At 68.3% G+C, this 12,456-nt stretch carries 12 protein-coding genes; 1 reads left to right on the plus strand and 11 read right to left on the minus strand.

Annotated elements, in window-relative coordinates; all coding sequences use genetic code 11:
- Positions 1-21: 21 nt before the first annotated feature.
- The 8 genes from mtrA to AC5Y3Z_RS03475 all read right to left on the minus strand — a co-directional run bounded on the left by mtrA (position 22) and on the right by AC5Y3Z_RS03475 (position 7,247).
- Complete coding sequence (mtrA, locus tag AC5Y3Z_RS03440; protein ID WP_015354856.1) at positions 22-708, minus strand: two-component system response regulator MtrA; 687 nt, start codon at positions 706-708, stop codon at positions 22-24.
- Between the two features lie 80 nt (positions 709-788).
- Positions 789-1,421, minus strand: coding sequence for a dTMP kinase (locus tag AC5Y3Z_RS03445; protein WP_473139248.1), 633 nt, complete (start codon positions 1,419-1,421; stop codon positions 789-791).
- A 385-nt stretch (positions 1,422-1,806) separates the two neighbouring features.
- Entirely contained in the window at positions 1,807-3,285 is a 1,479-nt protein-coding gene (ahcY, locus tag AC5Y3Z_RS03450; RefSeq protein ID WP_463828271.1) for an adenosylhomocysteinase, read from the minus strand.
- 109 nt (positions 3,286-3,394) lie between these two features.
- Positions 3,395-4,045, minus strand: coding sequence for a TetR family transcriptional regulator AlkX (gene alkX, locus AC5Y3Z_RS03455; RefSeq protein ID WP_463828272.1), 651 nt, complete (start codon positions 4,043-4,045; stop codon positions 3,395-3,397).
- Positions 4,042-4,224 (minus strand): rubredoxin, encoded by a 183-nt coding sequence (locus AC5Y3Z_RS03460; RefSeq protein ID WP_463828273.1) that lies wholly within the window; start codon positions 4,222-4,224, stop codon positions 4,042-4,044. The genes alkX and AC5Y3Z_RS03460 overlap by 4 nt, the downstream gene beginning before the upstream one ends.
- Position 4,225: 1 nt before the next feature.
- Positions 4,226-4,399 (minus strand): rubredoxin, encoded by a 174-nt coding sequence (locus tag AC5Y3Z_RS03465; RefSeq protein WP_463828274.1) that lies wholly within the window; start codon positions 4,397-4,399, stop codon positions 4,226-4,228.
- Complete coding sequence (locus AC5Y3Z_RS03470; RefSeq protein WP_463828275.1) at positions 4,396-5,646, minus strand: alkane 1-monooxygenase; 1,251 nt, start codon at positions 5,644-5,646, stop codon at positions 4,396-4,398. The genes AC5Y3Z_RS03465 and AC5Y3Z_RS03470 overlap by 4 nt, the downstream gene beginning before the upstream one ends.
- A gap of 119 nt (positions 5,647-5,765) precedes the next feature.
- A complete protein-coding gene (locus AC5Y3Z_RS03475; RefSeq protein ID WP_473139704.1) occupies positions 5,766-7,247 on the minus strand; it encodes an amino acid permease in 1,482 nt (493 codons plus the stop codon).
- Between the two features lie 89 nt (positions 7,248-7,336).
- Between AC5Y3Z_RS03475 and AC5Y3Z_RS03480 the strand changes: the two genes are divergently transcribed.
- Positions 7,337-8,707 (plus strand): FAD-dependent oxidoreductase, encoded by a 1,371-nt coding sequence (locus AC5Y3Z_RS03480; protein WP_473139791.1) that lies wholly within the window; start codon positions 7,337-7,339, stop codon positions 8,705-8,707.
- On the opposite strand, the gene manA is transcribed toward AC5Y3Z_RS03480, so the two are convergent.
- The 3 genes from manA to AC5Y3Z_RS03495 are packed head-to-tail and all read right to left on the minus strand — an operon-like array spanning position 8,691 to position 12,404.
- Positions 8,691-9,929, minus strand: coding sequence for a mannose-6-phosphate isomerase, class I (gene manA / locus AC5Y3Z_RS03485; protein WP_463828277.1), 1,239 nt, complete (start codon positions 9,927-9,929; stop codon positions 8,691-8,693). The genes AC5Y3Z_RS03480 and manA overlap by 17 nt on opposite strands.
- A gap of 7 nt (positions 9,930-9,936) precedes the next feature.
- On the minus strand, positions 9,937-11,004 hold the full coding sequence (locus tag AC5Y3Z_RS03490; RefSeq protein WP_473139705.1) for a TobH protein: 1,068 nt from the start codon (positions 11,002-11,004) through the stop codon (positions 9,937-9,939).
- Positions 11,001-12,404, minus strand: coding sequence for a phosphomannomutase/phosphoglucomutase (locus tag AC5Y3Z_RS03495; protein ID WP_463828279.1), 1,404 nt, complete (start codon positions 12,402-12,404; stop codon positions 11,001-11,003). The genes AC5Y3Z_RS03490 and AC5Y3Z_RS03495 overlap by 4 nt, the downstream gene beginning before the upstream one ends.
- Between the last annotated feature and the right edge of the window lie 52 nt (positions 12,405-12,456).

Consider the following 12,456-nt stretch of genomic DNA (forward strand, 5'->3'; position numbering starts at 1 on the left):
ACGCTCACTCATCGCGCGGGATCACGGAGGTCCGGCCTTGTATCCCACTCCTCGAACGGTCAAAACCACTGTCGGGTTTTCGGGGTCTTTCTCGACCTTGGCGCGCAGGCGCTGGACGTGCACGTTCACCAGGCGGGTGTCCGCCGGGTGCCGGTATCCCCACACCTGTTCGAGCAGCACATCACGAGTAAACACCTGGCGCGGTTTGCGCGCCAACGCGACCAGCAGGTCGAACTCCAGCGGCGTCAGCGAGATCTGCTCGCCGTTGCGGGTGACCTTGTGCGCCGGCACGTCGATGTCGACGTCGGCGATGGACAGCATCTCGGCGGGCTCGTCGTCGTTGCGGCGCAGCCGCGCCCGCACCCGCGCGACCAGTTCCTTGGGCTTGAACGGCTTCATGATGTAGTCGTCGGCGCCGGATTCCAGGCCGAGCACCACGTCGACGGTGTCGGTCTTGGCGGTCAGCATGACGATCGGCACACCGGAGTCGGCCCGCAGCACCCGACACACGTCGATGCCGTTCATGCCCGGCAGCATCAAGTCCAACAGCACCAGATCGGGGCGCAACTCGCGCACCGCGGTCAGGGCCTGAGTACCGTCGCCGATGACCGCGGTGTCGAAACCCTCCCCACGCAACACGATGGTGAGCATCTCGGCCAGCGAAGCGTCGTCGTCGACGACGAGAATCCTTTGCCTCATGGTGTCCATGGTGTCACCAGATCAGGACAAAACCGTCGCACCACACGGGCGTTTCGTGATTGATAAGCGCAAATGGCGCCCAAAATGCACTATTCGGCCACCACAGTGGCGGCCAGACCGTCCGGATCGACGTCCGCGTCCACGACCCGCCACCGCCCGCACCAGTGCGCGGCCGCCAGTTCGGCGTAGACCGCACCGGTGCGTCGCTGCAGTCCGTCGTCGCGTTCGTAGCTGTCGCGGGCCCGGCCCGGGTCGCTCGCGGCGCGGCTGCGCGCCCGCTGGTCGGCGAGTTCGGCCGGCACCGCGAGCAGGATCTGCCAGTCCGGCGCGGGCAGCGCCAGCCGGCGGTATTCGAGCTGTTGCACCCACGCCGCGGCCGGGCCGGACGCACCCTGGTGCAACCGCGCCGCGCTGTAGGCGGCGTTGGAGGCCACGTAGCGATCCAGGATCACCACGTCGTGCTGCTGCCCGAGCCGCGCGATCTCGTCGATCGCGCCGGCCCGGTCCAGGGCGAACAGCGTCGCCATCGCGTACACCGAGTCGGCGAGGTCGCCGTGCTGTCCGTGCAGCGCCTCGGCCGCGAGGTCGGCGGTGATCGACTGCCCGTAGCGCGGGAACGCCAAGGTGGTCACCGATTTGCCGGACGCCTCGAACGCCGTGCGCAGACCCTCGGTCAACGTCCGCTTGCCCGAGCCGTCGACGCCTTCGATCGCGATCAGCACGGCGCGAGCTTAACGCCTGCGCGTCACGCTGGCGTGACGCTCGACGTCCACAGCCACACTGGCGTGACGCTCGGCGGGCAGACGGGGGCCGGCGCGCGAGCTTAACGCCTGCGCGTCACGCTGGCGTGACGCTCGACCTCCACAGCCACACTGGCGTGACGCTCGGCGGGCAGACGGGGGCCGGCGCGCGAGCTTAACGCCTGCGCGTCACGCTGGCGTGACGCTCGACGTCCACAGCCACGCTGGCGTGACGCTCGGCGGGCAGACGGGGGCCGGCGCGCGAGCTTAACGCCTGCACGTCACGCTGGCGTGACGCTCGACGTCCACAGCCACGGTGGCGTGACGCTCGGCGGGCAGACGGGGGCAACGCCGGGCCCGCCGCCGCTCAGTAGCGGTAGTGGTCCGGCTTGTAGGGGCCCTCGACGTCCACGCCGAGGTATTCGGCCTGCTCCTTGGTCAGCTTGGTGAGCTTGCCGCCGAGCGCCTCGACGTGGATGCGGGCCACCTTCTCGTCAAGGTGCTTGGGCAGCCGGTACACCTCGTTGTCGTACTCGTCATTCTTGGTCCACAGCTCGATCTGCGCGATCGTCTGGTTGGCGAAGCTGTTACTCATCACGAAGGACGGGTGCCCGGTCGCGTTGCCCAGGTTCAGCAGCCGGCCCTCGGACAGCACGATGACCGAACGACCGGTGTCGCCGAAGGTCCACAGGTCGACCTGCGGCTTGATGTTGGTCTTGGTGGCCCCGGAGCGCTCCAGGCCGGCCATGTCGATCTCGTTGTCGAAGTGACCGATGTTGCCCAGGATGGAATGGTCCTTCATCGCCTTGATGTGCTCGAGCATGATGATGTCTTTGTTGCCGGTCGAGGTGATCACGATGTCGGCGTTGCCGATGGCGTCCTCGACGGTCACCACGTCGTAGCCCTCCATCAGCGCCTGCAGGGCGTTGATCGGGTCGATCTCAGTGACCGAGACGCGCGCGCCCTGGCCCTTGGCGGCCTCCGCGCAGCCCTTGCCGACGTCGCCGAAGCCGCAGATCAGCACGTTCTTGCCGCCGATCAGCGCGTCGGTGCCACGGTTGATGCCGTCCAGCAGCGAGTGCCGGGTGCCGTACTTGTTGTCGAACTTGGACTTGGTCACCGAGTCGTTGACGTTGATGGCCGGGAAGGCCAGGTCGCCGGCGGCGGCGAACTGGTAGAGGCGCAGCACCCCGGTGGTGGTCTCCTCGGTGACGCCCTTGACCGACTCGGCGATCTTGGTCCACTTACCCTTGTCGGTCTCGAACCGGTTGCGCAGGACGTTGAGGAAGACCTTCCACTCCGCGGAGTCGTCCTCTTCGGCGGGCGGCACCACGCCGGCCTTCTCGTACTGCATTCCGCGCAGCACCATCATGGTGGCGTCGCCGCCGTCGTCCAGGATCATGTTCGCCGGCTTGTCCTCGTCCGGCCAGGTGAGCATCTGCTCGGCGGCCCACCAGTACTCCTCGAGCGTCTCGCCCTTCCACGCGAAGACCGGGACACCCTTGGGCTCCTCCGGGGTGCCGTGCGGGCCGACGACGACGGCCGCGGCCGCGTGGTCCTGGGTGGAGAAGATGTTGCAGGAGGCCCACCGGACTTCGGCACCCAGCGAGGTCAGCGTCTCGATCAGCACCGCGGTCTGCACGGTCATGTGCAGCGATCCCGAGATCCGGGCCCCCTTCAGCGGCTGGACATCGGCGTACTCGCGGCGCAGCGACATCAGCCCGGGCATCTCGTGCTCGGCGATGCGCAGTTCTTTACGGCCGAAATCCGCCAGCGACAGGTCGGCAACCTTGAAATCGATGCCGTTGAGGACGTCGGGGGTCAGCGAATTTTCGGTCGTGGTCATGGTCGTGTTTCATCCTTACTCAGGGCTTACGGGGACTGATGGAATAAACCGGGCGGCTACTGCGCCCGAGGTATGGTCCTCAGTCACTGTAGCCGCCCGGCGGGAGCCCTCAGGAAACGGCACTCACCCCGTGACGCTCGCCGAACGGCGTCAACAGCCGGGCCAGGTCCGCTGCGACGTCGTGGTCGGACTCCGGTGGCATCGACACGTAGCTCAGGCACAGCCGCACGATGGCGCGGGAGAGCACCTGCGCGTCGTCGTCGCTGGTGGCCAACCAGGTCTGGGTGAACGCCGTCGACAACCGGGCCGAGGCCCGGGTGATGATGGGCGCGCTGTCGGTGGTGATGAGCTGTAGCAGGTCCGGCTTGGCCACGCCGGTCAGCAGCGAGATCACCAGCGGGTCGGCGGCCGACTCGGTGAAGAAGGCCCGAAAACCCTGCAGAAACGACTCGTAGATGTTGCCGACGTTGGCGTCCAGGGCAGCTCGGACGGTGTCGACCAGCCGGTCGGCCAGACGCAGGGCGTACCCCTGGGCCAGGCCCTGGCGGGAGCCGAACTCGTTGTAGATGGTCTGCCGGCTGATGCCGGCGGCCCGGGCCACGTCCGAGAGCGTGATGGCCGACCAGTCGCGGGTCAGCAGCAGGTCCCGCATCGCGTCCAGCACCGACTCCCGCAGCAGGGCGCGAGATGCCTCGGCGTAGGGAATCCGCTTCACAGGCGCGACAATAGCCGTATTCGTCGCGACATTGGTGCCGATCATGACCGGGCCACCTCCACCATCACGAAGTCGGCTTTGGCTGCACCGCAGTCCGGGCAACTCCAGTCTTCGGGGATGTCCGCCCAGCGGGTGCCCGGCTCGATGCCGTCCTCCGGCCAGCCCAGCTCCTCGTCGTACTCGAAACCGCACTGGACGCACTGGTAGAGCTTGTAGTCGTTCATGTCACTTTCCTCCTATCTCGATGAAGTCGGGCTTTTCGCGGACGGCGCAGTCCGGGCAGGTCCAGTCCTCGGGAATCTGCTCCCAGGGCGTGCCGGCCGGAAAGCCTTCGCGGGCATCGCCTTTGGTCTCGTTGTAGCGGTAATCGCACACCGGACACTGGTAGGTGGCGGTCATGCGGCCACCTCGTGGGCGGCCCCGTACCTGGCCAGCAGCTTCGCCCGCAGCCGCGGGTGCAGGTTGACCTTGGTGATGTCGCCGTCGTAGTGCTCGAGCACCCGGTGGTCCATCACCTTGCGCCACAGCGGCGGGAAGTAGGTCAGCGTGATCATCGAGGCGTACCCGCTGGGCAGGTTGGGCGAGCCGGCCATGCTGCGCAGCGTCTGGTAGCGCCGGGTCGGGTTGGCGTGGTGGTCGCTGTGCCGCTGCAGGTGGTAGAGGAACAGGTTGGTGACGATGTGGTCGGAGTTCCAGCTGTGCACCGGGGCGCACCGCTCGTAGCGGCCGTTCTCCTTCTTCTCCCGCAGCAGCCCGTAGTGCTCGAGGTAGTTGACGGCTTCGAGCAGGCCGAAGCCGAACACCGCCTGGATGATCATGAACGGGATCAGGCTCACCCCGAAGACCGCGATCAGCACGCCCCACAGCAGCACCGACATGGCCCAGGCGTTCAGGACGTCGTTGGACAGGTAGGTGCGGGGGTCCCACGGGCTCTTGCCGAGCCGGCGAATCCGCTGCGCTTCGAGGTGCACCGAGGAGCGGGCGCTGCCGATGACGCTGCGCGGCAGAAACTCCCAGAACGTCTCGCCGAAGCGGGATGACGCCGGGTCCTCCGGAGTGGAGACCCGCACGTGGTGCCCGCGGTTGTGCTCGATGTAGAAGTGGCCGTACCAGGTCTGGGCCAGGGTGATCTTGGACAGCCAGCGCTCCAGGGAGTCCTTCTTGTGGCCCATTTCGTGGGCGGTGTTGATCCCGACGCCGCCGAGGACACCCACCGACAGCGCCACGCCGATCTTGCCGAACCAGCCCAGGCCGCCTTCGAAGCCGAGCCAGTGCAGGTTCGACGCGGTGAACAGGTAGGCGCCCAGCACCACGCTCAGGTACTGGAACGGGATGTAGATGTAGGTGCAGTACCGGTAGTACTTGTCGTTCTCCAACCGCTCCATCACCTCGTCGGGCGGGTTCTGGCCGTCGGGGCCGAACCGCAGGTCCAGCAGCGGCAGCAGGATGTAGAGCAGGATCGGGCCAATCCACAGCGGCACCTGCGCCGCGAAGTGCCAGTCCAGCCGGTTGAGCCCCCAGCTGATCGGCAGCATCACGAACAGCGCCGTCGGGGGGATGAGTCCCATCAGCCACAGGTAGCGCTTCTTGTCGCGCCACTCCGTTGCCGGAGCTCCCGTCGCCTGGGCGTCGATCTGGGTGGTCATATGCCAAACCTCCTTGTGTGTCACACCACGATGAGATTGGACATTACGGCAGTTTGCGTCTCTTGTCTAGACAAAGAGGCCATGATTGTAAATCAAATGCTCAAAGACATCCCATTTGTCTACGGCGTGCTGACCTCCACCTGCGCCGCACGACCCCGCTGCAGCGAATGCCGCCGTCCGTATCCGACGTAGATGACCACCCCGATCACCAGCCACACCCCGAAGCGCACCCAGGTCAGGGCGGTGAGGTTGAGCATCAGCCACAGACACGCGCACACCGAGGCGATCGGCAGCAACGGCACCCACGGCGCCTTGAACCCGCGCTGCAGGTCCGGGCGGGAGCGGCGCAGGACGATGACACCGGCCGAGACCAGCACGAACGCGAACAGCGTGCCGACGTTGACCATCTCCTCGAGCTTGTCGATCGGAAACACCGCAGCCGTGGCCGCGATCACGACCGCCACCAGCACGGTGATGCGGACCGGGGTGCCCCGGGCGCTGGTCTTGGCCAGTCCGCGCGGCAACAGACCGTCGCGGGCCATCGCGAACAGCACCCGGCACTGACCCAGCATCAGCACCATCACCACCGTGGTCAGGCCGGCCAGCGCACCGACCGAAATGATGCCGCTGGCCCAGTGCACGCCGTTGGCCTGGAACGCCGTGGCCAGATTGGCCGAGTGGTGATCGACGGTCTTGAGCTGGGTGTAGGAGATCATCCCGGACAACACCACCGAGACCGCTACGTAGAGGACGGTGACGATGCCCAGCGACGCCAGAATGCCGCGCGGCACGTTGCGCTGCGGGTCTTTGGTCTCCTCGGCCATGGTGGCGACGATGTCGAAGCCGACGAACGCGAAGAACACGATCGAAGCACCCGCCAGCACGCCATACCAGCCGTAGTGGCTGCCGCCCGCCCCGGTGATCAGCGACAGCACCGACTGGTCCAGTCCGTTGCCGCCGTGTTGGACCTCGGGTTCGGGCACGAACGGCCGGTAGTTGGCGCCCTTGATGTAGAACGCCCCGACGACGACCACCAGGAGCACCACCGCCACCTTGATGGTGGTCACCACGGCGGAGAAACGGGACGACAACTTGGTGCCCAGCGCCAGCAGGACCGCCACCAGCGTGACGATCAGCAGCGCGCCCCAGTCGAAGGTGAACCACGCAAAGTGCTGGACCGCGCCGGCGAACCCGAAGACCGTGCCCAGGTAGCTCGACCACCCCTTGGCCACCACCGCCGCGCCGATGGCCAGTTCCAGCACCAGATTCCAGCCGATCACCCAGGCCAGCACCTCGCCGAAGGTGGCGTAGGAGAAGGTGTAGGCGCTGCCGGCCACCGGCAGCGTGGAGGCGAATTCGGCATAGCACAGCGCCGCCAGGGCACAGGTACCCGCCGCGATCAGAAACGAGATCCAGATGGCGGGGCCGGTGATGTCACCGGTGGTCGACGCGGTGACGGTGAAGATGCCGGCCCCGATCACCACCGAGACACCGAAGACGACGAGATCCCACCAGGTGAGGTCCTTACGCAGCCGGGTGCTCGGCTCGTCGGTGTCGGCGATCGACTGCTCGACCGTTTTCCTGCGCCAGCGATCTGCCATCCGAGCACGCCCCTTCAATCACTTATGGACCGGACAGTACTGGGTACTCTGCCCAGATGGTGGGGAGCGCGGAGAACAAGAATCACGCAATAGTCATCGGTGCCAGCATCGCCGGATTGTCCGCGGCGAAGGTGCTGTCGGACTTCTATACGCAGGTGACGGTGTTCGAGCGGGACGAGCTGCCCGGCGAGCCGGCCAGCCGGGCCGCCGTCCCGCAGGACCGGCACCTGCACATGCTGATGGCCCGCGGGGCCAACGAGTTCGAGAGCCTGTTTCCGGGCCTGCTCAACGACATGGTCGCCGCGGGCGTGCCGATGCTGGAGAACCGGCCCGACTGTATCCACCTGGGGGCGGCCGGACACGTCCTGGGCACCGGGCACACGCTGCGCGACGAGTTCACCGCCTACGTGCCGAGCCGCCCGCACCTGGAATGGCAGCTCCGACGCCGGGTGCTCGAGCTGGCCAACGTCGAGATCGTGCAGCGTCCCGTCGCCGAACCGCGATTCGAACCTGCCACACAGCGGGTGACCGGCGTGCTGCTGGACCCCGAAACCCCGGGTCAGGATCCCGAGTTCGTGCCGGCCGACCTGGTGGTGGATGCTGCCGGGCGCGGCACCCGGCTGCCGGTCTGGCTGACGCAGTGGGGTTACCAGCGCGCACCGGAGACGACGGTGGACATCGGCATCAACTACGCGACCCACCGGTTCCGGATGCCTGAGGGGTTGATCCAGGAAAAGGTGGTGGTCGCCGGGGCCTCCCACGACCAGCCGCTCGGGCTGGGGATGCTGTATTACGAGGACCGCACCTGGGTGCTGACGACGTTCGGGGTGGGCCACACCAAACCGCCGCGGACCTTCCCGGACATGCTGGGCCTGGCCAAAGAAATGCTGCCGGACCATTTCAACGCCGCGCTGGCGCAGTCCGAACCCGTCGGCGACCCCTCCTATCACGCCTTCCCGGTGAGCCGCTGGCGCCGCTACCACAAGGTGGAGCGCTTCCCGGGCGGAATCATCCCGTTCGGCGACGCGGTGGCCAGCTTCAACCCCACCTTCGGCCAGGGCATGACCATGACCTCGTTGCAGGCCCGCAATCTGCGCCAAGCCCTGCAGACCCCCGACGTGGACCTGGCCACCGAGCTGAGTCGGCTGACCGCCAAAACCACCTTCCCGGTGTGGATGATGAACGCGATCGGCGACGTGACTTTTCACCACGCCGTCGCCGACCCGGAACCGCGCTGGTACCGCGCGGCGGGCGGGCTGTTCGATCAGTTCCTGGGCGCCGCCGAGACCAATCCCGTGCTCGGCGAATGGTTTCTGCGCCGCTTCTCGCTGCTCGACAGCTTGTATATGGTGCCGACACCGTCCATCCTGGGCCGCACCATCGCGCACAACATGCGCTTGTGGGTAGGCGAGAAACGCGAGCGCCGGTTGGCCCGGCGGGCGGTTACAAGCCGACCGTAGCCCGGAACACCTTGGCCGGCTGGCGCGCGCACAGCCGGATCGGACCGTCGTCGGCGCCCACCCAGGCCGCCGCCCCGCGCTCCAGCGTCAGCGACCCGGTCTTGCCGTGCACCGTCAGCTCCCCCTCGGCGCACAACAGGATCTGCGGTCCGTCATGGCGGGACGGCGCGTCGACCTCGTGGCCCAGCTGCTCACCGTCGAGGACGAGCAGCGCGACCGCGAACTCGTCGGCCGGGGTCTCGTACACCAGGGCCAGGCCGTCGCGGCGGATCGGCGGACGCAGTTGCGACTCGGCGGACGGGGTGAAATCCAGCACCCGCAGCAGTTCCGCCACATCGACGTGCTTGGGGGTCAGGCCGCCGCGTAACACGTTGTCGGAGTTGGCCATCACCTCCAGCGCGAATCCGCGCAGATAGGTGTGCAGGTTGCCGGCGGGCACGAAGATCGCCTCGCCGGGGGCCAGGCTGATGCGGTTGAGCAGCAACGCCGCCAGCACGCCGGCGTCACCGGGATAGCGCTCCCCCAGTTCCAGCACCGTGCGCGCTTCGCCGGCGAACTCGGTGGCCCCGCAGCTCAGATACTGGATGGCCCCGTCGAGTACGGCGGGCACCAGCACGTCGAGGTCGGGCTGGGGGGCGGTGATCCAGGTGGTGAACAACGCCCGCAGGCCGGCTGCATCGGATTCGTCGTCGGACCCCTCGCCGAGCAGGTCGATGAACGGGTCCAGGTCGGAGACGGCCAGCGCCCGCAGCAGGTCGCTGGTGCGGGCCACTTGCCGGAACCCGGCCAGCGCCTCGAACGGCTGCAACGCCACCAGCAGTTCGGGTTTGTGACTGATGTCGCGGTAGTTGCGCACCGGCGAATTCACCGGAATGCCGAGCCGCTCCTCGCGCCGATACCCCTCGACCGCCTGCGCGGTACTGGGATGGGCCTGTAGCGACAGCGGCTCGTCGGCGGCCAGCACTTTGACCAGAAACGGGAGCACGTCGCCGAACCGTGCCCGCGACGCCGCGCCCAGCTGGCCCTCGGGGTCGGCGCTCAGTGCCGTCAACAACGAGGTCTCGCCGTGCGGCGTGTGCAGAAAGGCCGGGTCGCCCGGGTGAGCGCCGAACCAGAGTTCGGCCTCGGGATGGGCGGCCGGCACCGGCCGCCCGGTAAATTCGGCGAGTGCGGTGCGCGACCCCCAGGCGTAGGTGCGCATGGCTCCGCGTAGCAGTTCCACCCTGTATCTATCCCCGTGCCAATCGCAGGTAAACCGCCGCCATCTCGAGCCGAACGGCCAGCACCGCCAGTTGCTGCTCGACGCGCTGAGCAGCGGTGGGCGCCGGCGCTTCCGGCACGTCCTGGGCACCGATCAGGTAGACGTCGTCCAGCCCGGCCACCCGGGCGGCGACCACCGTGCGCTCAGCGGCCAGCGTCAGCGCCAGCACCCGCAACCGCTGGGGCAGCGGCCCGTCGATCTGCTCGTCGTGGAACAGGTCGTGTTCCGTCGCGGGGTGGCCGCCGGGCCCACCGCGCAGCGCAGCCACCGCGTCCGCCAGGCCGGTGGCTGCGACCGCCTGCTGCGCATTGCGCAGCACCATCGAACTGCCGTGCCGGGCCAGCGTCAGCGTTGCGGCGCTGTCCCCGGCCAGCGCCACCTGGCACCCGGTCAGCCGCGCCGCCAGCATCTTGGCCGGATTGGTGAACAACTCGCGTGCGGCACTGTTGCGCAGCACCTCGGCGTCCAGTTCGTCGGCCAGCGCCCCCAGATCAAGAGGCAGCCGGGAGTCCACGGTCTGCAGCACCGCCAGACCGACCGCCAGATACCGGCACAGCCCGAATTCGTCGGGCGCCCACAACCGGGGCGCCAGCACCGCGACCCGGCCCGCGGTGGAGTCACGCAGCGGACCTTCGAACGGCGCCGCCACCACCACCCGCGCTCCGCGGCGCACCCCGGTGGCGGCCGCGCCGACCAGCACGGGGTCCCCGGGATCGTCGCCGGCCACCACCAGCACATCCAGCGGACCGATCCAGGACGGAGCCTCGGTGGCCAGCACGATCGGCGCCGCAGCGTCGGTGGCCAGCGTCGAGATCAGCAGAGCCCCGGCCGTTTCCGCGGGGCCGCGCCCGGCCACCCAGATCACGCTGCGCGGCCGGTCGTTGCCGCCGAGGGACTCGAGCTCGCCCTCCTCCAGCGCGGCAGCCACGGTGCGCACCTGGGCGCCGGCCATCGACGCCGCCCGCAGCAGGCCGTCCCGGTCGGCGGCCAGCAGACCCTCGGCGTCCTCGAGATCGACAGCTCCGACGGTGCTCACGGTCCCGCCTGGGGTGGGTCGGCCCGGGCCGCGATTTGCTCGCTGATCTGTGCGACCACCGCGTCCACATCCTCGATGCTGCGCCCCTCGACATTGAGCCGCAAGAGCGGCTCGGTGTTGGAGCTGCGCAAGTTGAACCAGCGGCCGTCGCCCAGGTCCGCGGTCACCCCGTCCAGGTGGTCGATGGAGTGGATCCGGCCACCGAACGCCTTCAACACGGCATCCACGCACGCCGCCGCGTCGGCGACGGTGAAGTTGATCTCGCCGGAGGACTCGTAGCGCTGGTAGTCGGCGGTCAGCTCGGAAAGCGGCCGGTCCTGCTGCTCACCGAGCGCCGCGAGCACGTACAACGCGGCCAGCATTCCGGAGTCGGCGCCCCAGAAGTCCCGGAAGTAGTAGTGCGCCGAGTGTTCCCCACCGAAGATCGCGCCGGTCTCGGCCATCAGCGCCTTGATGTAGGAGTGCCCGACGCGCGAGCGCAGCGGCGTGCCGCCGCGCTCGGCCACCAGCTCGGGCACCGCGCGCGAGGTGATCACGTTGTGGATGACGGTGGCGCCGATCTCGCGGGTCAGCTCGCGCGCGGCGACCAGGCTGGTGACCGTCGAGGGCGAGACCGGCCGGCCACGCTCGTCGACCACGAAGCAACGGTCGGCGTCGCCGTCGAACGCCAGGCCGATGTCGGCGTTGGTTTCGCGCACGAAGTGCTGCAGGTCCACCAGGTTCGCCGGGTCCAGCGGGTTGGCCTCGTGGTTGGGGAAGGTGCCGTCGAGCTCAAAGTACAAGGGCAACAACGTGATCGAGTCGATGGCACCGAGCACCGCCGGGGCGGTATGGCCGGCCATGCCGTTGCCGGCGTCCACGGCCACCCGCAGCGGGCGCAGGTCGGCGGTGTTCACCAACGAGCGCAGGAACACGCCGTAGTCGGCCAGCACATCCTGGTCGGTCACCGATCCGGCCGGGCCGTCGTAGCCGGCCGCCGCGCCGGCGATCAGGTCCTCGCTGATGACGGTCAGACCGGTGTCCTTACCGACCGGTTTGGCACCCGCGCGGCACAGCTTGATGCCGTTGTAGGCCGCCGGGTTGTGGCTGGCGGTGAACATGGCACCGGGGCAGTCCAGCAGACCCGAGCCGAAGTACAACTGATCGGTGGAGGCCAGACCGATGCGCACCACGTCCAGGCCCTGACCGGTGACGCCGTCGGCGAACGCCGCCGCCAGCGACGGGGAGCTGTCGCGCATGTCGTGACCGATCACCACCCGGCCGGCGCCCTCGCTGCGCATCAACCGGGCGAAGGCGGCACCGACGTCGGCGACGAAGGGCTCGCTGATTTCCGCACCGACCAGCCCACGGACGTCGTAGGCCTTGATCACACGGTGGACAGCCGCGGCGGGCCAAGACATGTGGGGTGCTCCTGACGACGTGAACTCTTCGCCGTCAGCCTATCGGCCCGCC

It is taken from the genome of Mycobacterium sp. NGS61 (assembly GCF_059812325.1).